Origin of the sequence: Dyadobacter sp. LHD-138, assembly GCF_030929615.1 — a bacterium.
Taxonomy (GTDB): domain Bacteria; phylum Bacteroidota; class Bacteroidia; order Cytophagales; family Spirosomataceae; genus Dyadobacter.
The window spans coordinates 122,824-144,772 of sequence record NZ_JAVFVU010000029.1; the positions used below are offsets into that span (position 1 = coordinate 122,824).

Consider the following 21,949-nt stretch of genomic DNA (forward strand, 5'->3'; position numbering starts at 1 on the left):
GCTAAAACTGTCCGGTTTTATTTTTAAATTACATTTACGCACCTATTTTTGCACCAACCCTAAAACTTATACCGATGTCTTTTGAAATCCTAAAACAGCAATACGGTGAACTCACCGAATACGTCATTCAGGAAACTGCCACGTCCAACCGTTGCGTGGTTGTACCGGAACTGGGCGGTATTACCCGACAATTGTCCCTGCGAAAAGGCGTTACCCTTTTTTCATTGCTCAAAACGCCCGCAACGCCCAACACGCTGATCGCAGATACCCAAAGCGCAAGCGAATTACTATTCCCTTTTGCGAGCCGTATTCCTGACGGACAGTACAAATTCCTCGGAAAACATTATCAGCTAGCCAAAAATGATGGCGAAAGCGCCATTCACGGATTGGTCCGCAAGCACAACTTTCATTTGGTTGAGCAGGTAGTAACCTCAGATCATGCTTATTTGAAACTATCTTATGAATTGAGAGAAGCCGAGGGATATCCATTCTCAGTCGACTTCACCGTTAAATACAAACTGAGTACTGACGGTGTCTTTACACTCACATACAAGGCAAAAAACGTCGGATCACAGCCCTGCCCCACCATGTTTGGCTGGCATCCGTATTTCCAGTTGGGCAATGAAATGGTTGATGCATGGAAAATTAACATTCCTTCCGACACCATTGTGGTTTTCGACAACCGTATGAGCCCGACTGGCACGGCACCTTTTCCTATTGAAGGCTCCATGCCGCTGTTTAAAAAAGCGCTGGATAATGCCTTTATCGTAAAAAGTACGGGAGAAACAGCCGTTACACAGTTGATTTCAGAAAATCAGGACGTGACATTAAGAATTGAACAGGAAACCGGAGAGGGAAAATTTAACCATCTGGTCGTGTATACTCCGCCTGCGAGGGACTGCGTGGCGATTGAACCGCTAACGGCCAATGTTAATGCATTTAACAACGGTGAGGGTTTGACTACCCTGGCACCGGGTAATACGGTTTCAGGAACGATCAAAATCAATCTCGTTTAGGATTTTCCCCGGTACCAGCGTGCTTTGGGGATGATAAGTCTCCATTCCAAAAGATAGGCTAAGTGACTAAACAAAATCGACAGTTTATCGCTTAGCCTGTCACGATAAATCATATTAAAATAGAAAATGCGCCACGACTTCGTGACCGGTTTAATCCGCGTATTTTCCCAGTGCCCTATCACCTTATTGTAAAATTCCGGTGTAGGATAATTCATTTCAAGATGATTGCCAACGAAATGAAAATAATTTTCTCCACTAAGAATCCGCACAAGCCCGAGTGATTCCAGCAAGATCCGGTAAAATCCTTTTTTCTTGCTTACCCCAATCACATAATCCCAGTTGATCTGGCCGCTGAATTTCCTCAGAAGCCTTACCAGATCAGCCATGTATTTCAGCTTATCCCATTGCTCCACACCTCCATGATGTATAAGCATCATCAAAAGCTGATTTTCCGACGAGGGTACACGTAATGTCGTCCCAGACACAGAGAAATCCATCATCTGACTCGTTAGCTCAGTCCAGGTTAATGAATAATGATATCTTGGATAGGTTGTATTCCACTGCACTTCGATGGAATAGATGATATCCGTGGTAATTGGCGTGAGTGGAAGCTGGTAATCCGTATCAAAATACAACCGGGCTACCTTATTTTCATTCAGAAGATATTTTCTGTAAACGTCGGGTTCAAAATTATTTCTGGCCAGAACTTTCAAACCGCCAGTAATCTGTTCTTTTCGTAGAAAAAAGTCAATGTCGCCAAATTCCCTTAGCCCTGGATTTTCATACAACATCCAGGCCCAGAGTGCGCCTTTCATCAAAAAGGCATCGATATTGTCCGAAGCCAGATCCTTACTGATTTCAATGGAGCGTCTTAAAAACAACATATTGAAAACAGCCTGATTTTGGCTGCTTTCTCTCAGTTTTTCAAACCAGGATGAAGGAATTTCTCTATTGGGATTTGCCTGCTGCGCATCAAACAACAAAGCGCCAACCTGATGCCATTCCGCAAGTTCACAAAGCTGCTCCCAATCTGAAACATTAACAGAAACCGGTAAAATCAGGGCATCAGCATTTCCGCCAAGGCTTGATTTTACCAAAAATGACAACTGCGGAGAAAGCGGATTAAGGGACATACGCTATTGCATCAGTTGACAACGTTATGCTCTCATGCACCCATTGCTCCAATTTCGAAAAACCCGCAGGTCTCCTTTTCCGCCACATGCCCGCGGACTTTGCACATAAGAAACTTTGTGTAAAATGATTTTCCATTAATTTATCTTTCAGAAATGCGATGGGCAGCGGAAAATTTTTAAGGGTTTCAATGGGAATTTCCGAGGGTTTCAGTGTCTGTAAAGCCGGACGGTTATTGCCTTTATGTAAAAAGAAAATTTCACTTAAAGGAACTGCTTGCTGACAGAATTCTCCTTCCGGTTTATATGAAAACTTATTAACACCTTCACTGACAGGATCTAACACTGACCGATCATAAGACAATCCGTTAACCGTATTATCCCAGATTTTCAATTGCGGATATCCCGGAACAATATAGGCTTTCCCATGATCGTCAAATTTGATGGCAGTCAGATCATCACTCAACAGCGTACAACCTGCCTTAATAAATGCTGCGGCAGTGGTAGATTTTCCCGCTCCCGGATTTCCCATAAAACACCAGGCTTCGTTACCGATTTTCACCGCGCTGGCATGCAAAAGAAAATATCCTTTTTGAAATAAAATCATGGCCAATGCCTCACTGACCACAAAAAGACTCAACAGGTTTTTATCTTCCGTATGTGAGAACACGACCAGATTTTTTCCATCAACTGCCTTAAAGTCGGCAACACCGTCCCAATGCAGGATCAGGTTCCCGTCCTCTTCTTTGCCATACAAGGCTCTTATTCCTCTTCGATGTATTGGGGTCTTTTTTAATTTGGGAAGTGTTACGTCGCCCCTTATTATTGAAAAGTCTATTTCGGCAGGTTCTTTCGCCGGAATTAGTTCAGGTAATTCTATTTCAGAGGAAATCGTTAATCCGTAAGCTTTGTAAAAAGGCATGTGTGTGATTTAATGTAAATTATTCCCAAACCCATAAACGTTGATAAGAGACAGATCCTGACCAGTCTCCAATAATAACTTTGCCCTCTTTTTCCACCCAGGCATGTGCTTCGAATGCCTTATTAGGATTAATTTCAATGCCAATTTCTAAACTCAATGAAGGTACCCGTCGCAGCAGGTATTTTGTAGCCAATGCCCTGGGAAGGCACAAAAGCGCAAAAGGCAATACATTGGCCGCCATATTCACAGCCTTGACAGTCTCTTCGATCTTCACCGGAGACACTTCCCGCATGGCTTTCGTTTCCGTAAGCCAGTGAAATAACCGTCGGAACGTTTGAAAGGGCAAAACAGTCAAACCTATTTTAATCAGCAAAAGCATAGCAGCGGCTTGCAAAAACATAAGTTTCGCATACCCGGATAAATTTTGCCATTTAAACCAGTAGGTTTTTAGTTTTTCCACCAGCGGTTATTGCGTTACTTCTACCAATTTTTCAGAAATCAGGTCATTCAGAAGTACTTCCACATCTTCCAGACAGGTTTCTTTATCTATGTCATATGCTCCAAGCACCGCTTCACAAAGTGTTTCCAGCGTTTGGGGTTCTGCTTCCAAAGAATTCCAGACCACAGCACCCACTTCATCAAGACCGTAATAAGCTCCTTTGTTGTGGTTAAGAATTACGAATTCCTCTCCTACTTTTGATGCAATTTGCTGAGATGTCAGTTTGTATTTCATACTGGTGTTAAGTCAATAATTTCCGTGTGTACGTGTTTTAACGAATTACAAAGTTAAAAATAATAACTATTCGATTTCAAATTTTATTCCCTGCGCCAGTGGCAGCGCAGCACTGTAATTTATCGTTGTCGTTTGTCGGCGCATATACGCTTTCCATGCGTCGGATCCTGACTCACGTCCGCCACCCGTTTCCTTCTCGCCGCCAAACGCACCGCCAATTTCTGCTCCTGATGTTCCGATATTGACATTGGCAATACCGCAGTCGGAACCGGATTCTGACAAAAATTGCTCCGATTCCCGGATATTCAAAGTAAAAATGGCAGAAGATAATCCCTGCGGAACAGAATTCTGAATTTCTATAGCCTCATCCAGATCGTCGTATTTGATCAGATAAAGAATGGGGGCAAATGTTTCGGTCCGCACAATGGCAGAACTAGCCGCCACCTCGGCAATGCATGGCGCAACGTAACAACCTGAAAGATAAACGTCTCTCTGTAAAACTTCCGGCTCAACGATAAAGTACCCGCCTTCCTTTCGAATCTTTTCAATAGCGCTTGTGTATTGTGCAACTGCAACTTTATCAATAAGCGGTCCCACGTGATTATTTTCATCCAAAGGATTTCCAATCCGGAGCTGACCATAAGCTTTTATCAATCGCTGTTTAACAATTTCATAGATATCGGCATGAATAATTAACCGCCTCGTGGACGTGCACCTTTGTCCAGCGGTACCGACGGCACCAAAAACGATACCCGGGATTGCTACATTCAGGTCTGCACTGGGTGTCAAAATAATGGCATTATTCCCGCCTAATTCCAACAGACTTTTCCCTAAACGTCTCGCTACGGTTTCACCCACGGCCCTGCCCATTCTTGTGCTTCCCGTTGCCGAAATCAACGCAATACGTTCGTCTTCAGCCAGGTATTGTCCAATTTCTCTATCCCCCGTCACAATGGACGAAATCCCTTCGGGTAAATCATTTTCTCTTAAAACACTTTTAATAATATGCTGGCAGGCCAGGGCTGTCAGCGGCGTTTTTTCTGATGGTTTCCAAATACAAACATCCCCGCAAACCCAAGCCAGCATCGCATTCCAGGACCAGACGGCCACGGGGAAATTAAATGCCGAAATAATTCCGACAATGCCCAAAGGATGCCATTGCTCATACATCCGGTGCTGCGACCGCTCACTATGCATACTCAGTCCATAGAGCTGCCGTGAAAGTCCCACTGCAAAATCACAGATATCGATCATCTCCTGCACTTCGCCGAGCCCTTCCTGCAAGCTTTTACCCATTTCGTAACTAACCAGCGTACCCAGGGATTGTTTGTTAGCCCGCAACTGCTCTCCCATTTGCCGTACAATTTCTCCACGTTTTGGCGCGGGGACAAGACGCCAGGTCTTAAAAGCCTGATGGGCGGCTTCAACAACCTTTTCATAATCCTCTTTACTCGCGGAAGATACTTTGGCGATCAGCTTTCCATCAACGGGCGAATAGGATTCAATCATTGCACCACCACCATGCCATGATTGCAGACCTGTTGTCACACCGTCATTAACCGGATTTATAGCAAGCTTGCCGAGAATTTCTTTTATATCAATCATAGTGTTTTTAACGACCAGAATATATTGATGAGTCAAGTAATGAAAATCGGATATTGGTATTCCTCTCAAATCTTACTCAAACAAATGACCATTGCTGGTTTTCAAAAAAGCCTGCAGGGTTATTTCTTCCTGCTTAATAAATCCCTTACTAGGTAAAGCGCCGTCGGCAACCATTTCAACAACAGCAACAATCGAGGCCGCGGTTGTCCACGATATGGCCCGCCAATGTTGTCCATCGATCTTTATCGGATGATAGGCCCGGTAAAACTCCTCCCGTTCCAGCATCTTACCTTTCCAGCCTTCCACTACCGCATAAACATAGACAACATCCTGCTGAACAGCCGGTTTTGCCTCTGTCAGGATTTGCTCAACCAGTTCACGCTTTTCCTTTAATATCAATTCATACAATAAAAACCGCATCAGACTGCAATGTCCGGGATAGCGAATAGTCTTATAATTCAACGTGTCCAGCTTCCCTTCAAAAGTTTCGCACATAGTCCCTAAGCCCCCCGACGTACTGAACGCTTCAAATTCCTGACCTTCAATATTAATCATCTCGATACCTTCGAGTGAAGGTACCATTTTCCTGACACCATTATGAATTACCTCCGCATCATTAAGGTACTCGTTCACCACACCTGCCGGCGACCAGGTAAAGGAATAACCCATCAGCCCGTTGGGATAACGCGGCAGCGCGCCTACACGCAATTCAATGTCTCTGATCCTGGTAAACCGTTTCGCCAGATCCGTCCCGACAATACCAATAAAACCGGGTGCAAGACCGCACTGAGGCACCATAACCGCTTTGCTGTCCTTGGCCATCTCACGAATTGCCGCCGTGGTTCCAACGTCTTCTGTAAGATCAAAATAATGAATTCCCTTCCGGTAGGCCAGCTGCGCAATGGGCAGATTCAAATTGTACGGCATGCAGGACACGACGGCATCGGCATGTTCGAGAATTGCTTCCAGAAATGAGTTTTGAGAAATGTCTCCGGCTTTAAATGTAAAAGGAATATCAACAGGCGGCTTCACCCTATCGACGCCTGTTACCCGGAAACGCTTACTTAATAAAGTCGCGACCAGTGATCCGACTTTACCCAGACCTATTACAACTACATTTTTCATAAACCTGTGATTTGTGATGAAGTGTAAAATTTCAACTGATAAAGTATATCCAGTCCGGCATTGATCCCGAAACAAAACCCGAACCGTCTACCGGGAAAAGATTTTAATGAAAGATAGGAAAAGAAATTGCAGTTTTATAAAACTTACAAGCCATTTTTGTAAGTTTTTCAACGATTCATTGTATGCAGATTGTGATTATAGGAGGAGGAGCTTCGGGGTTTATGGCTGCCATAACTGCCGCAGAAACTTATCCTGAAGCCCGGATTATTGTTTTAGAAAAAAACAAAACCGTACTGAATAAAGTAAGAATATCAGGCGGCGGCCGCTGTAATGTTACGCACAAACCTTCCGACCTTCGTTTTTTCATAAAAAACTATCCCCGCGGCGAAAAGTTTTTGAGAAAACTTCTGACACAATTTGATGCACAATCCACAGTAGACTGGTTTGAGAATCGTGGTGTAAAACTTAAGACAGAAAATGACGGCAGAATGTTTCCTGTCACTGACTCCTCCCAGACAATCATCGAATGTTTGATACGAGCTGCCAGAATTGCCGGTATCGATGTCCGAACCAGTACCGGCGTAAAATCTTTTGCCTGGACGGAAGGACAAACCGGTATGCGCTTTTCTATTTTACTGGACTCGGAAGAAGTGATTTCGGCTGATAAATTATTGATCGCAACGGGCGGGCATCCCAAATCGAGTGGTTTCCATTGGCTGAGTGTTCATGATCACACGATTGTTGAGCCCTTTCCATCGCTTTTCACTTTTAATGTTCCCAATGGATATTTGCTCCCACTTGCCGGCGTTGCGGTGCAGGATGCACATATTAAGATCATCGGAACCAAACACGAATGGCGCGGGCCCGTTTTATTGACACACTGGGGTTTCAGCGGTCCCGCGATTTTGAAGTTATCTGCCTGGGGAGCGCGTGACCTGGCGGCTCTGGATTATCATTTTACATTTAAAATAAGCTGGCTGCCGGATATGAATGAGCAGCAGGTCAGGGAATTTCTAATTGCAGAAAAAACCAATACGCCAAAACAGCAAATTACTTCGCATACACGGTTCGGGTTGCCGCTTCGTTTATGGAAAGCATTTACTGAAAAGGCTGAGATTACCGAAAATTTACGTTGGTCAGAGACAACGAATAAAGTCCTTAACCGCATGGCCGAGCTTTTGACGAACAGCCAGTTTGATGTAAAAGGAAAAAGTACTTACAAGGAAGAATTCGTTACCTGCGGAGGCATAACACTTGCTGACATTGACCAGGGTACACTTGAAAGTAAAAAAGTTCCAGGGTTATTTTTCGCTGGGGAAGTGCTGGATGTTGACGGCATAACGGGTGGATTTAACTTCCAGAATGCCTGGACAACGGGATTTGTGGCCGGAAGAGAAATTGGAAAAAACAGCTAACGCCAAGTTTGCCAACAAAACACAAACGCCTTATATTCAAATAATTATATCTAAAATAATATCAGCAGACGTATTCCCATCAAACAACGCTCCTTTGGGAGCACCCTGTTTATAGCAATCCAGCATACATGTTCATAAATTCGGCTCCTGAGGAGCCTCCTGTCCTCAGCTTACATCTTTCTACCATCAGGTGACTCCGAAGGAGTCTTCATCCCGTTTTAAAACATCTATTTTTCTATAAACAGGATGCTCCTAAAGGAGCGAATTTTCTTAATGCGCCATCGCATCAAAGTACGACCTTACCTTTTTGGCACGGTCCAAGCCAATCAGAGGTGCCAAAGTTTCAAGAGAGCTTTCCCGAATTGCACGGACTGAGCCAAAATGTTTTAACAACTTGGTTGCCGTCACTTTTCCAACCCCCTCCACACCTTCCAGTTCCCCAACCAAACTGGCTTTACTTCTTTTGTCTCTGTGAAAAGTAATGGCAAATCTATGCGCCTCATCGCGAATCTGCTGAATAAGCTTCAAGGATTCGGATCTTTTATCAATATAAAGCGGCAGCGAATCTTCCGGAAAATAAATTTCTTCCAGTCGCTTGGCGATACCGACAATAGGCACTTGTCCGTACAAGCCAAGGCTTTTCAATGCATCACAAGCCGCACTCAACTGCCCTTTTCCACCATCAATAACGATCAGATCCGGGAGCTGCTCATTTTCCGCAATCATCCGTAAATATCTTCTGCCCACGATTTCGTTCATTGAAGCAAAGTCATTCGGCCCGATTACCGTTTTTATATTAAAATGACGATAATCCTTTTTTGAAGCCTTTCCTTCCTTAAAACATACCATCGATGCCACCGGGTTCGTGCCCTGAATGTTGGAGTTATCGAAACATTCAATATGCCTTGGCAATGTTTTGAGCTGTAAATCTGTTTTCAGTTTGATCAGCACCCGATCTTTTTTAGAAGAACTTGCCGAATTTTCAACCTCCCTGCGCTCTGCTTTTTCACGACGGAAATACATCACATTTTTCATGGACATATCCAGCAATTTCTTCTTGTCACCGATCTGCGGAACCACCAGGTCCAGTTTTAACTCCAGGTCCGGTTTAAGATTCGAGATCAATTCCTTCGCAGCGGTACCAAATTTCTCGCGCATCTCTACAATCATCATCGCCAACAAATCTTCATCGCTTTCATCCAGTTTCTTTTTGACTTCGAAAGTTTGCGTGGCTACCATATACCCCTCCGTAATTTTCATAAAATTCAGATAGGCCGCTTCTTCGTCAGAAACAATGGTCAGTACATCTACATTGCCAATTTTGGGATTAATAACCGTCGCCTTACTCTGAAAATTTGAAAGATGCTCAATCTTCGTTTTCCATGCGTGTGCATGTTCAAAAGCCATCTGTTCTGCGGCTGCAAGCATCTTTTCCTTGAAATATTGCTGCGGGAGCGACAAATTCCCTTTCAGCATATGATGGATCTGCTCAACCTCGATGTTATACTCGTCTTCTGTCTGCAATCCCTCACAAGGTCCTTTGCAGTTACCAATATGATATTCCAGGCAAACTTTAAATTTTCCAGCTTCCACATTGGCCTTCGACAAGAACAAATTGCACGAACGGATCGTATAAAGCGATTTGAACATATCCAAAAGCGTATGCATGGAGCGTAAATTGGCGAAAGGACCGTAATAAGTCCCCTTCTTTTTATCCAGTTCGCGCGTTACATAGACGCGTGGAAAACGCTCACTGGTTATACAAATGAACGGGTAGGTTTTATCGTCTTTTAAAAGAATATTAAACTTTGGCTGAAACTGTTTGATCAACTGGTTTTCAAGCAGCAAAGCATCCCATTCAGTATGCACGATTGTATATTCGATACGGCGAATCTGACTCACCAAACGTTTGGTTTTACGGTCGTGCTGGTTTGATTTCAGGAAATAACTGGAAACCCTGTTTCTAAGACTTTTTGCCTTTCCGACATAAATAACCTCACCCGTTTCATCGAAATACCGGTATACACCCGGGTCAAAAGGTATTTTAGAAAGTTCGTCTTTATAATTGAATTCGGGCATGTATTTTCAGTACGTTGTTTTAAAGCAATAAAAAATAATCAGGGTCATCGGTGTCGCTTATAAAAAAACAACTGCACCAAATGAAAAGTTGCGTCACGCACCAGCGAATAAGCTTCTGTTTCTGCCTGCTGCAAAGACATAGGGCGATTGAGCACGGACAACGCATAGGTAATGCCGGCTTTTGCAGCTTCTTCCGGCGTGATCATCAGCGTGCCACAAACAACGGCCAGCGGAACGTTATTACTTTGACAAAGCGATGCCAGTCCCTTTACCACTTTCCCACTTAACGTCTGTTCATCCACTTTTCCCTCACCCGTGATCACCAGATCTGCTTTTCTGACATGCGCCGCAATATGTGTTTCTTCCATCACAATGCCAACGCCCTCCTGAAGCTTTGCATTTAAAAACCATAAAGCCCCAGCCCCTAATCCGCCCGCTGCACCTGTCCCTGGCGCCTGACTGATATCCCCGCCAAATGTCTCAGCCGCTACTTTCGCAATATTTCGCAAACCTTGGTCCAGTTTAGATACCGTAGCTTTATCGGCACCTTTCTGCGGGCCATATACAAAAGCTGCACCTGATTCCCCATAAAGCGGGTTGGTAACATCACAGGCAACGACGATACTTGTGTGTTTTATCCGGGTGTCGACTTTATCTGTATTGATGGATTTGATCCTGACAAGATTTTCTCCGTTCGGTATAACCGGTTCATTATTTTCATCAAAAAACTGATAGCCCAAAGCACAGGCCATCCCGAAGCCGGCATCCGTTGTGGCACTTCCGCCAATACCGAGAATAATCTTTTTCACACCGGCATTTAAGGCATGAATAATCAATTCGCCGGTTCCGACTGTATCGGTCAGCAATGGATTTTGTTCCCAGGGTTTCAACAGATTGAGACCCGAAGCCGCTGCCATTTCAATAAATGCAGTGCTCCCATCGCCGGAAATTCCATACTCCGCTTCAATATATCTCCCCAAAGGGTCATGTACAATCGCGGTAATAAATTTTCCTTTTGATTGTTCCGTTAAAATGCGCGTAGTTCCCTCTCCTCCATCTGCCAGCGGAATGGAAACGATTTCCGCATCGGGATAAGCCTTCCGGATACCCTCCGTTACAGACTGGCATACTTCAGAAGCTTCAAGCGAACCGCGAAATTTATCAGGGGCGATTAAGATATACACAGATTGAATGGTTGAATGAATAACTGGCCTTCAGAATTACATCTAATAAAGATATCACTTAGGACGGTTAAAATAAAAGATCTCCTGCATTGTGAATTTAAGAATTTACAATGCAGGAGATCTTCCGGTTATTTATTTAAAACAGTACGCCTTCGTCGTCTGAGGAAGATGCTGGCGGAACATAGGTATCTGTGCTATCCGATGCCACATTTCCACAATCCAGAACATAATTTTCAGGTTTGACAAACGGGCCTTTTCTGTATTGAACGAGCGTCTGATCTTCGTATACTTTTTTCATATAAATACCCCAGGCCGGCATCGCTGCACGCCCGCCCTGCCCCAGATCGATTGTCCGGAAATGGATCGACATATCTTCACCCCCAACCCAGATGCCCGAAACCAGATTCTGCGTCATGCCCATAAACCAGCTGTCCGACTGGTTATCCGTCGTCCCTGTTTTTGCGGCAATTTCATTTCCGCTGGTGACGCCATAGGAGTGCAGACGGCCGGCCGTTCCACCCGGATCTTCCACCGCACCACGCATCAGATACAGCATATTGTATGCAACATTGGCACTTAATTCCTGATTTTGTTTTTGGTGGAATTCCTGCAAAACATTACCGTAACGGTCTTCAATCCTTAAAATCGTCAGAGGTTCCGTGCGATATCCTCCGTTGGCAAAAGCACAATAGGCATTGACCATTTCATAAACGGAAACCGAACTAACCCCCAAGCAAAGCGAAGGCACCGCATCCAGCTTACTGGTTATCCCAAGCTTATGGGCATATTCCACGACTGTCTCCGGCTTCACCATCTGTATAATTGCAGCACTGACCGAGTTCACCGACTTACCAAGCGCCTGCCTTAATGTCAGTGGCAGTTCAGAATATTTTCCGTTGGAATTTTTCGGGGTCCACTGTCCTTCCACCGGCCCATCGACAATCTTATCACAAGGTGTGAGAAAGTTTTTATACAAAGCGGCAACGTATACGAACGGCTTGAACGTCGAACCCGGTTGGCGGGCACCCTGTTTTACATGATCGTATTTAAAATACTTGAAATTAACACCGCCCACCCATGCCTTAATTTCTCCGCTTCTCGGATCCATCGACATCATGCCGGCGTGTAAAAATCTTTTATAATAACGGATCGAATCCATCGGACTCATTGTCATTTCCTTTTCTCCGTCATAGGCAAAAACCTTCATTTTGTATGGCCGACGCATCACTTTCCAGGCCTCTTCTTCACCTACTTCTCTTTTTAGAACATTGAAGTAAGGTAAGGCACGTACCGCCTTTTCAATAAATCCGGGTATTTCCTTTCCATTCGCGTCAGCCCAGGGATTTCTGCCTTTCCAGTGCGCATCAAAAAGGCGTTGCTGCGTTTTCATGTGCTCATTCAGCGCTTCTTCCTGATACGCCTGCATCCGGGAATCGATGGTTGTATAAATCCGAAGGCCGCTGGTGTACAAATCCAGGTCGGTGCCATTTTCTTCATTATAATGCCTGACCCAGTCCCGCATATAACCCCGCATCGATTCGCGGAAATACGGTGCCGGACCGGTGTTATGCCCATCAACGGTGAACTTCAAACCAAGATCCTTTTCCTTATACGTATCAAATTGATCTTCTGGCAGATAGTTATATTTTACCATTTGCGCCAAAACCGTATTTCTGCGGTTGGTTGCATTGGTAGGAAACCGCAACGGATTGTACAAAGTCGGATTCTGAAGCATGCCCACCAGTAGTGCCGCCTCGTTTACTTCAAGATCGAGCGGTTCTTTGTTAAAATAAGTTTTGGCCGCAACCTTAATCCCGAAAGTATTATTCCCAAAAGAAACCGTGTTCAGGTACATCATCATGATTTCCTTCTTGGTATACTTCCGCTCCAAGGTTATCGATAGTATCCATTCCTTCGTTTTCGCGATCACCGTACGCACAAAAGGTATTTTACCCAGCAGCCCCTTATATTTTTCAGAACGGGTCTCAAAAAGATTTTTAGCAACCTGCTGTGTAAGTGTACTCCCTCCCCCGGAACTGGAACTCGCCAGTAAAATCCCCTTCGCCACACGAAGCATACTTCTCGGGTCAATCCCCGAATGGTTAATAAAGCGCGCATCCTCCGTGGCGATCAGCGCATCCGTAACTTTGGATGATATCTGATCAAATTCCACCGGTGTACGGTTTTCGAAGAAGTATTTACCCAACGATTTTCCGTCCTCAGAAATCAGTTCTGAGGCTAGTTCGCTCTTAGGATTTTCAAGGGTTATCAGATCGGGCATCCCGCCAAAAAGCCAGAAGAAATTATAACTTACGGCTACGATATAAAATACAAAAAGTCCCGGACCCAATAGGGTAAATAACCACACACGTTTAATGCTGCGGCGGTATTTCCCAGGCTGCAGTTCAATCATAAATTAGAAATTTCCTTGGTTGTCGATTTAAAATAATGCCCCTTCATCATCGGTGCGAGAGGGCGGTGTGTAGGTATCCGCGCTATCAGAGCGCACGCCTCCACAATCCAGCCTGAAGTTTTCGGGTTTGTTAAAAGGTCCTTTTCTATATTGTAATAACGTTGGGTCATCGTAAACTTTTTTCATATACAAACCCCAGGCCGGCATCGCCACACGCCCTCCCTGCCCAAGCGCCATCGTCCGGAAGTGAATCTGCATATCCTCACCGCCTACCCAGATTCCGGAGACCAGATGCTGGGTCATCCCCATAAACCAGCCGTCAGAATAATTTTGGGATGTACCCGTTTTAGCTGCGATCTCATTTCCCTCCGTCACACCGAAAGTTCTCAAACGGCCCGCTGTTCCGCCCGGATCTTCCACCGCCCCACGCATCAGATACAGCATACTGTATGCCATATTCTCACTCAATTCCTGGTTTTGCTTTTGATAAAATTGCTGCAAAACATTACCATAACGGTCTTCTATCCTCAAAATTGTCAAGGCCTCGGTTCTGTGTCCGCCGTTGGCAAATGCACAGTAGGCATTAACCATCTCAAAAACCGATACGGAGCTGATGCCAAGGCAGAGAGAAGGTTTTGGATTTAATTCGCTCGTAATACCCAATTTGTGTGCATACTCGACAACGGTATTGGGTTTCACCATTTTGATAATATTCGCACTCACCGAGTTCACAGATTTCCCCAGCGCTTGCCTTAAAGACAGCGCACGGTAAGAGAATTTATTCCCGGCATTGTGCGGAGTCCAGCCGCCCGGAACGCCATCAGAAAGTCCGAAATGCACCGGAGCATCCATAACACGGTCACAAGGTGTCAGGAAATTCTTATCCAGCGCTGAAACGTATACGAACGGTTTGAAGGTAGAACCCGGCTGACGGGCCCCCTGTTTTACGTGGTCGTATTTGAAATATTTGAAGTTAACCCCACCTACCCAGGCTTTGACCTGCCCGTTTCTTGGATCCATGGACATCATACCCGCGTGCAAAAAACGCTTGTAGTAACGCAGTGAATCAATCGGGCTCATCGTCACTTCTTTTTCTCCATCATAAGAAAAAACCTTCATCTTGTATGGCCGGTTCATCACTTTCCATGCCTCTTTCTCGCCTACTTCTTTCTTCAAAACATTGAAATAAGGCAAAGTACGAACTGCTTTTTCAATAAATCCCGGCACTTCTTTACCGTCCGGATAAGCCCAGGGATTTCTGTCTTTCCAGTGCTCATCAAAAAGACGCTGTTGCGCCCTCATGTGCTCATTCAGCGCCTCTTCCTGATAACGCTGCATACGGGAATCGATGGTGGTGTAAATACGTAGGCCGCTGGTGTACAAATCCAGATCTTCGCCGTTTTCTTCGTTATATTTTTTAACCCAGGCCTTGAGATATCCCCGCATCGACTCACGGAAATAAGGAGCCAGTCCTGTATTATGTCCATCTACCGTGAATTTCATCCCCAGCGATTTCTCCTTCAAACTGTCAAATTTATCTTCTGGTAAGTACTTGTACTTTACCATTTGGGCCAGTACCGTATTTCTGCGGTTTACTGCGTTCGTCGGGAATCTTAACGGGTTATACAGCGTCGGATTTTGCAGCATTCCTACCAAAAGCGCGGCTTCACTCACTGACAAATCCCAGGCATCCTTGTTAAAATAGGTTTTGGCGGCAACTTTTATACCATAAGTGTTATTGCCAAAGGATACCGTATTCAGATACATCATCATGATTTCCCTTTTGGTATATTTCCTTTCCAAAACCACCGAAAGTATCCATTCCTTGGTTTTAGCAATCACAGTACGGACCAGCGGAATCTTATGCAACAGACCGCCATACTTTTCAGAGCGTGTCTGAAAAAGGTTTTTTGCAACCTGCTGTGTCAGCGTACTACCTCCCCCTGAACTGGAATTACCTGAAACCACACCTTTAAATACACGGGCAAGACTTCGTGGGTCAATACCCGAGTGGTTTACAAAACGCGCATCCTCAGTGGCCAGCAGCGCTTCTATTAAATTCGGAGAGATCTGATCAAATTCAATCGGTGTGCGATTTTCAAAGAAATATTTACCGAGTGATTTTCCATCTTCCGAAATCAGTTCGGAAGCAAGCTCACTTTTGGGATTTTCCAGTGTTTTCAGGTCCGGCATTCCACCGAAAAGCCAGAGCAAATTAATGCTTACGGCAAAAATATAAAATATTATAAGACCCAGGCCAATAGCGGCAAACCGCCAAACGCGGATAATGCTGTGACGGTATTTTCCTGGCTGCAATTCAATCATATAATGGGGGTATTTATTAGTAAATCGTATGAAAACGGATCAATTACATCGGCAAAGATACACTTTCCATGAATTATCTTTTTCCAACCGATATTTCCCGAAGCTCCTGCATTTCTTTCAGCCGGGGTAAATACATGCTGTTAGGATATAAACGAACAAATTCATTAATGGCTTGCAGATAAGCCTCCCGTCCACGGGTTTTCCCCACTAAAAATACCCGAAGCAGTGCAAACTTGTCTTCAAGCATACTGCCTTTATAAGCAGGCAGATTTGATTCAATGTCTTCCAGCGCTTTGGTATAATTTCCGTCAGCATACAGCTTGTAAGCACTTTCATAGGCCTTCACAGGATTATTTCTGTCCTTATCTCCCGTGGTTCCGTCATTTGCTGCACTATTAAGAAGACGCGCATAAGTTGAATTCGGAAATTCCGACATCAGCTTATCTTTCCAAACCAAACGGTCTTTGTCGCTTTCCGGCAGTGTCAGGTACATCAGGTAAAAAATCTCTTCCTTGTACTGCGTCTGCGGATATTCGTTCAAAACGCGGTTAAAAGCAGCCACCGACCGTTCTGGTTCTTTGAGGTCAAACCGGTAGATCTTACCTAGATTATATAAAGCATCTTCTTTCTTTTTCTGAGAAACCGCAAAACTTGAATCGGTCAGCGGAATGTTCTTTTTCAAATTGGCATGCCGCTCCTTCCAGACCGGGCTTTCCTTTGTCAGCACGGTTTCAGCCGCTGCCGCAACGGCCGCTGTGCTGTCGGCCTTACTGTTAAAATTATTCCCGGCCAGTGCACGGTTTTGTTTTGTGCTTCTGCGCCAGTCGTCTTCCAGAACCCTGTTTCCCCAAACCCTGCGGAATTCAATCTTACCCTTGTTAATCATCGACGGATCATAAAGCTCCCATCTACGGTCATTTCCGTTTGCTGTCGAAGGGAGTCCGTTCTGCATTCCACCCTGTGCCGCTGCTGCCAACGCAAGCGCCTCTTTCGCTTTCTTCTCGTCCGCTATTCTTTTCTTTTCCTGTGCTTCAATGATGCCGTCTATTTTGTCATCCAGTGCTTTGGGATTCATCCGCGCCAAAATCTGAAGACTGTCTTCCATTTTGACAATAGTCTGTTGGGTAACAAAGTTATCCAGGGCTGTCTTGCGGTCGGAAACAACACGATACTCCGCCGCATCCTTGGGCAGAATCGTTAATGCGCTGTCGTAATAGGCCTTTGCAAATTCATATTTTTCAAGTGCATCATAGTGTATACGTGCCAGCTGAAGATAAGTATATGCTTTTTGGACACCATTCCCACCCGTTGCAAACGAAGCCGATTTTTGCAGATATTCAACGGCCTCAGGCAATTGTTTTCGATGTTCGGCCAGCAAACCCATCGTAAAATAAACCCTGTCGCGCAGGTCACTATTTTTCCTATCGCGCAGCATTTTGTCAAAACCTACGGACGAAACATCCGTTTTAGGGTCAATAATAACCTGATTTTGTAACGAATTCATGGAAGAATAAAACCCAAGATCGTAATCAGGGCGGTTTCTGCTTACGTTTTTATAGTGTTTGTTGGCAAGCACATACTGTCCAAGCCGATCGTACATTTGCGCAGCTGCGAAATGCAGTCTTGCCGTTTCAGTCGATTTGTCCAGCAAAGGAAACGTTTCTTCCAGAATAGCGACCGATGTAAGATATTCACCGTTTTGCTGGTGCAGATAGGCCTTTGTAAGATAAAATTCCTTGGTTGCCTCTTTTGTTAAGGGCTGCTGGCTCAGATATTCGGCAACGCCCAGTGCATTCGAATAATCTTTCCGGCTTGCATACGCACGCATTAACACAACGAGTGCCTTATTTTTGTCATCTTCATCCTTTCCGTTGGCATACACATAACGCAATGCCTCCAGACCATCCGCCCACTGGCCAAGATACAAACGGGATTTACCCAGAATCACATAGCTGTTATCCACCCATTTACTGTTCTGGTGTTTTTCGGCAACGATCGAAGCCTTTTTTACGGCATCAAGCAATTGCGGTTTTACGGGTAACGCCAAAACGGAATCCAATGGAAGCAGAATCGGCAGCAGCTGGTTATAATCTTCTTTGTAAGCAGCCTTCATCGCAAATTCAGCTTCCTGCATATCCTGCTCGGCTATGAAATAGGCATTGTAGTGCGAAGAAATATTGTGAAAGTTAACCGCAGCAGGGCGCGTGCTGTACTGGGAACAGCCAATAAGCGCACCCGTTAACAGCAAACAAACGATAATGATGTTTATAGAACGTGTAAGTGTATGGGTCACAAATAAAGACTTTTGGGGTGATTTTTTAACTTTTCCGGGCAAAACTAAAACGGTATTTTCTTTAATAACGTATCGAAGATAAGGCCATTTGCAAAATTTGAAGCAACTTTACCTGGAAATTCTATAAAACGGCAATGGAAGAGGATAAAAACGGTACTGAAAAGGGAAACGCTGACCCCGATCCAACGAAAGGATTTTCCGGAAAAACGCCTTCAAAATTCCTGAGGTTTTCAGGTATGGCAACTCAAATGCTGGGCACAATCCTGGTTTTCACCTACGGCGGCTACCGGCTTGACCAATGGCAAATGAACAAAGTACCGGTTTGGACGCTGGTCTTATCGCTGACTTCCATCGCTGCCTCCTTGTACATGTTAATTCGGAGCATTTCGAAATTAAAGTGATTTTGTTACCATTTATATACCAATTATTCTATTATTAAATAACGACTTTCAGCCCACATGTTACGAAGCATTATTGCGTCTATAATTTTAGCAATTGTATTATTTTTAGTCCAGCGATTCCACTATGACGCCTGGATACATCCTTATATATGGTACATCCTCACCTTCTTTGTTATACTCTCATTTCTTATTCATCGCCTGATGGAATACGGACTTAGAAACAATCGGGAAAAATTTGTCCCGTTTTACCTTTCTACCATCGTTGGACGGCTTATCCTGAGTATTATTTTTATTGGAATATTTTTATATTCGGGGCTAACTGATTCATTTACATTCGTTCTTAACTTTTTTGCACTCTATTTATTTTATACATGCTTTGAAATATATGGTTTGTATTGTAACTTGCGCCGCGATTGACAAAGCATAGTATTTCAAGCATTTATGTATACGCCTTTACGACTCTTTATAACCACTGCCCTTGTTGCGGCAACTTGCTTTTTTACCCTTCCGGCTTCGGCCCAGGAATCAGGTCATGATGACCATAATAAGGTTGCTGAAAGTGTTAATAAAGCCGAGCACGAAATTGAACATAATCTGGAAAAGTCAGAGGAAAAGTTCAATATCGGCCAAATGATCATGCACCACATTGCAGATTCTCATGAATGGGAATTCTCTCACGGTGTGGCGATCCCCCTACCTGTCATTTTATACTCGGCAGATCGTGGTATAGAAGTTTTCTCTTCGAGCAATTTCCACAATGATCACCATGAGTACAATGGTTATCATCTGGTTCACGGAGATTCCGAGAAAATTGTTCCGGTTGATGAAGCCCGTGTAATTTACGATTTCTCGATTACGAAAAACGTAGCTTCCATGATGCTTAGCGCCATAATCCTGGTTCTTATCTTTACCAGCATTGGTAAGGCTTATCAGAACAACAAAGGAAAAGCGCCAAAAGGATTTCAGTCTGCCATGGAAATCGTTATTCTGTTCATTCGTGACGACGTTGTTAAACCTAACGTAGGTCCTAACTATGAGAAGTATCTTCCTTATTTGCTGACATTGTTTTTCTTTATCCTTGTCAATAACATTTTAGGTCTTCTGCCGGGTGCGGCTAACGTGACAGGTAACATTGCGGTTACGATGACACTTGCGGTGATCACGTTTATAATTGTCCACATCAATGCCAACAAACACTATTACCTTCACCTTGTGAAGCCAACCGGTGTACCTGCCCCCCTATTGCTCATCATGATCCCGGTTGAGATCGTGGGTGTGTTCATGAAGCCGTTCTCCTTAATGGTTCGACTTTTTGCAAACATGACGGCGGGTCACATCATCCTGTTAAGTTTATTCGGATTGATCTTTATATTCCAGAGCATGTTCATCGCTCCTGTGATATCACTATTTGCCTTGTTCCTTAACTTCATCGAGATCATGGTGGCGTTTATCCAGGCTTTTATCTTTACCCTTTTATCGTCCATGTACATCGGCAGCGCGATTGAAGACAATCACCACGCTGATCACGGACACTGATTTTTTTAATCTCTTTTTTTATTAATTATATTTTAAAACAAACACAATTATGTTGCTTCAAATTTTGCTTCAGGCTACAGAACAAGGTGGTGCAGGTCTAGCTGTTTTCGGTGCTGCTATCGGTGCTGGTCTTGCTGCTATCGGTGCTGGTCTTGGTATCGGTAAAATTGGTGGTTCTGCAATGGAAGGTATCGCTCGTCAGCCAGAAGCTGCTGGTGCTATCCAAACTGCAATGCTTATCATTGCTGCTCTTATCGAAGCGGTAGCGTTGTTCGCAGCGGTTATCTGTCTGCTTATCTCGTTCAAGCTTTAGTAACGAATTTGAGATTTCGGTCTCATGCTTTATCTCTTTCGCATTAGGCTTGGAGACTGGCAAAAAAACTTACCGTGGAAGCATTAGGCTTCCACGGATTTTAATAAAAGAGAGTCTCTGGAAGTATCAGTTATCAAAACTTACACTTCGCATTTAAAGATTTTACAACTCAAAAACATTAAATATTATGTCATTGCTTACTCCTAACCCAGGTCTTATTTTCTGGATGCTGGTGGTATTTTTAATGGTTGTTTTCATTCTGGCCAAATTTGCATGGAAACCGATCATTAAAGGCTTAAAGGATCGTGAAAACGAAATTCAGGGTGCTCTTGATCTTGCTGAAAGAACTAAGGCTGAAATGATCAAATTGAAGTCTGATAACGAAAAGCTGATTGCAGAAGCGAACGCCGTACGTGACCGTATCCTTCGTGATGCAAAAGAAGCTTCTGACCGTATGATCGCTGAGTCGAAAGACAGAGCGGCTGTTGAAGGCCAGAAAATGATTGACAGTGCGCGTGACACAATCCGTAACGAGCAACATGCTGCAATCGCTAAAATGCGTAAAGAAGTAGCTACTTTATCTCTTGAAATCGCTGAGCAGGTATTGCACCGCGAATTGAAAGACAAAGAGTCTCAGGAAAAACTGATTGCCGATCTTGCTTCTTCAGCACGCATGAACTAAGGTTCAGCGACGCTGTGATGTTCTTTCATTCAAAAAATTAATTGATTCCCTATGTCAGTAGGTATAGTTGCCGCCAGATACGCTAAATCTCTTATCGAACTGGCTAAAGAAAAAAATGTTGTTGAAGCCGTATACGAGGACATGAAACTGTTCAAGGATACAGCAGAAAAAAATCGCGGCCTGATGCTGGCACTGAAAAGTCCGGTAGTACGTCACGAGAAGAAACTGGCTATTCTGAAAGCGATTTTCCAGGATAAAGTAAATGCGGTTTCTTATTCCATTTTTGAGATCATTACAAGAAAAAACCGGGAATCAATCCTTGATGCGATTGCCGACGAATTTATAAAAGCTTATAATGAATACCGGGGTATTCAAAAAGCAACTGTAATCACTTCGACTCCATTAACTGAGGAGCTTCGCAAGCAGTTCAACACGATCGTTGCAACGGCTACGGGTAAGACAGTTGAACTGGAAGAGAAAGTAAATCCTAGCTTAATCGGCGGCTATCTGCTTCGTGTAAACGACCGCCAGATCGATGCGTCTCTTCGCAATCGTCTGAATGAGCTAAAATTACAGCTTGCCAACTAAGATTTTTTTTATCTGCATAATGTGGAAAGACCCGGCTGCTATGCGGCCGGGTCTTCTTTTTTGTCTTGCATAGGCCTTCCTTGAAAATTCTCCAATCGATCTCCTTGGCTCATATTTCCAGGATTGGATTGGGGAGTTTTAATTTACGATTGGGTGCGGCGTATCGGGAAAGTACAATTGTGTCGACTT

Annotated in this window: 18 protein-coding genes; 7 read left to right on the plus strand and 11 right to left on the minus strand. The window is 44.2% G+C overall.

The annotated features are described in order from the left end of the window. The first annotated feature begins 74 nt into the window (after positions 1 to 74). The gene (locus tag RB622_RS20675; protein ID WP_308048549.1) at positions 75 to 1,016 is read left to right on the plus strand and encodes an aldose 1-epimerase; all 942 of its coding nucleotides are present in this window, start codon (positions 75 to 77) and stop codon (positions 1,014 to 1,016) included. Here RB622_RS20675 and RB622_RS20680 read toward each other — a convergent pair. The 6 genes from RB622_RS20680 to RB622_RS20705 all read right to left on the minus strand — a co-directional run bounded on the left by RB622_RS20680 (position 1,013) and on the right by RB622_RS20705 (position 6,531). Next, complete coding sequence (locus RB622_RS20680; protein ID WP_308048551.1) at positions 1,013 to 2,149, minus strand: nucleotidyltransferase family protein; 1,137 nt, start codon at positions 2,147 to 2,149, stop codon at positions 1,013 to 1,015. The genes RB622_RS20675 and RB622_RS20680 overlap by 4 nt on opposite strands. Further along, positions 2,139 to 3,068 carry a serine kinase gene (locus RB622_RS20685; RefSeq protein ID WP_308048552.1) on the minus strand — a complete coding sequence of 310 codons (930 nt, stop codon included), beginning with the start codon at positions 3,066 to 3,068 and terminating at the stop codon, positions 2,139 to 2,141. The genes RB622_RS20680 and RB622_RS20685 overlap by 11 nt, the downstream gene beginning before the upstream one ends. A 19-nt stretch (positions 3,069 to 3,087) precedes the next feature. Continuing rightward, positions 3,088 to 3,528: a lasso peptide biosynthesis B2 protein gene (locus RB622_RS20690; protein WP_308048553.1), complete on the minus strand. Its 441-nt coding sequence runs from the start codon at positions 3,526 to 3,528 to the stop codon at positions 3,088 to 3,090. A gap of 6 nt (positions 3,529 to 3,534) precedes the next feature. Continuing rightward, on the minus strand, positions 3,535 to 3,801 hold the full coding sequence (locus RB622_RS20695; protein WP_308048554.1) for a PqqD family protein: 267 nt from the start codon (positions 3,799 to 3,801) through the stop codon (positions 3,535 to 3,537). A gap of 66 nt (positions 3,802 to 3,867) precedes the next feature. Then, a complete protein-coding gene (locus RB622_RS20700; protein WP_308048556.1) occupies positions 3,868 to 5,406 on the minus strand; it encodes an aldehyde dehydrogenase family protein in 1,539 nt (512 codons plus the stop codon). A 72-nt stretch (positions 5,407 to 5,478) separates the two neighbouring features. After that, positions 5,479 to 6,531 (minus strand): saccharopine dehydrogenase C-terminal domain-containing protein, encoded by a 1,053-nt coding sequence (locus RB622_RS20705; protein WP_308048557.1) that lies wholly within the window; start codon positions 6,529 to 6,531, stop codon positions 5,479 to 5,481. 182 nt (positions 6,532 to 6,713) lie between these two features. Between RB622_RS20705 and RB622_RS20710 the strand changes: the two genes are divergently transcribed. Further along, the gene (locus RB622_RS20710; protein WP_308048558.1) at positions 6,714 to 7,946 is read left to right on the plus strand and encodes an NAD(P)/FAD-dependent oxidoreductase; all 1,233 of its coding nucleotides are present in this window, start codon (positions 6,714 to 6,716) and stop codon (positions 7,944 to 7,946) included. Positions 7,947 to 8,216: 270 nt separating this feature from the next. Here the strand turns inward: RB622_RS20710 and uvrC are convergent, their stop codons facing one another. The 5 genes from uvrC to RB622_RS20735 all read right to left on the minus strand — a co-directional run bounded on the left by uvrC (position 8,217) and on the right by RB622_RS20735 (position 18,240). Then, positions 8,217 to 10,025 carry an excinuclease ABC subunit UvrC gene (gene uvrC / locus RB622_RS20715; protein ID WP_308048560.1) on the minus strand — a complete coding sequence of 603 codons (1,809 nt, stop codon included), beginning with the start codon at positions 10,023 to 10,025 and terminating at the stop codon, positions 8,217 to 8,219. Between the two features lie 44 nt (positions 10,026 to 10,069). Further along, positions 10,070 to 11,209 (minus strand): glycerate kinase, encoded by a 1,140-nt coding sequence (locus tag RB622_RS20720; RefSeq protein ID WP_308048561.1) that lies wholly within the window; start codon positions 11,207 to 11,209, stop codon positions 10,070 to 10,072. A 136-nt stretch (positions 11,210 to 11,345) separates the two neighbouring features. Next, the gene (locus RB622_RS20725; protein ID WP_308048562.1) at positions 11,346 to 13,622 is read right to left on the minus strand and encodes a transglycosylase domain-containing protein; all 2,277 of its coding nucleotides are present in this window, start codon (positions 13,620 to 13,622) and stop codon (positions 11,346 to 11,348) included. Positions 13,623 to 13,649: 27 nt separating this feature from the next. Continuing rightward, positions 13,650 to 15,947 (minus strand): transglycosylase domain-containing protein, encoded by a 2,298-nt coding sequence (locus RB622_RS20730; RefSeq protein WP_308048563.1) that lies wholly within the window; start codon positions 15,945 to 15,947, stop codon positions 13,650 to 13,652. Positions 15,948 to 16,020: 73 nt separating this feature from the next. Then, the gene (locus RB622_RS20735; protein WP_308048564.1) at positions 16,021 to 18,240 is read right to left on the minus strand and encodes a tetratricopeptide repeat protein; all 2,220 of its coding nucleotides are present in this window, start codon (positions 18,238 to 18,240) and stop codon (positions 16,021 to 16,023) included. Positions 18,241 to 18,374: 134 nt separating this feature from the next. Between RB622_RS20735 and RB622_RS20740 the strand changes: the two genes are divergently transcribed. The 5 genes from RB622_RS20740 (at position 18,375) to atpH (ending at position 21,760) form a co-directional block, all read left to right on the plus strand. Next, positions 18,375 to 18,641 (plus strand): AtpZ/AtpI family protein, encoded by a 267-nt coding sequence (locus RB622_RS20740; RefSeq protein ID WP_308048565.1) that lies wholly within the window; start codon positions 18,375 to 18,377, stop codon positions 18,639 to 18,641. A 441-nt stretch (positions 18,642 to 19,082) separates the two neighbouring features. Beyond that, a complete protein-coding gene (gene atpB / locus RB622_RS20745) occupies positions 19,083 to 20,177 on the plus strand; it encodes a F0F1 ATP synthase subunit A (protein WP_308048566.1) in 1,095 nt (364 codons plus the stop codon). Between the two features lie 49 nt (positions 20,178 to 20,226). Further along, complete coding sequence (gene atpE / locus RB622_RS20750; protein WP_090335138.1) at positions 20,227 to 20,490, plus strand: ATP synthase F0 subunit C; 264 nt, start codon at positions 20,227 to 20,229, stop codon at positions 20,488 to 20,490. A gap of 187 nt (positions 20,491 to 20,677) precedes the next feature. Further along, the gene (gene atpF / locus RB622_RS20755; protein WP_308048568.1) at positions 20,678 to 21,172 is read left to right on the plus strand and encodes a F0F1 ATP synthase subunit B; all 495 of its coding nucleotides are present in this window, start codon (positions 20,678 to 20,680) and stop codon (positions 21,170 to 21,172) included. A 51-nt stretch (positions 21,173 to 21,223) separates the two neighbouring features. Beyond that, on the plus strand, positions 21,224 to 21,760 hold the full coding sequence (gene atpH / locus RB622_RS20760) for an ATP synthase F1 subunit delta (RefSeq protein ID WP_308048569.1): 537 nt from the start codon (positions 21,224 to 21,226) through the stop codon (positions 21,758 to 21,760). Positions 21,761 to 21,949: the final 189 nt, after the last annotated feature.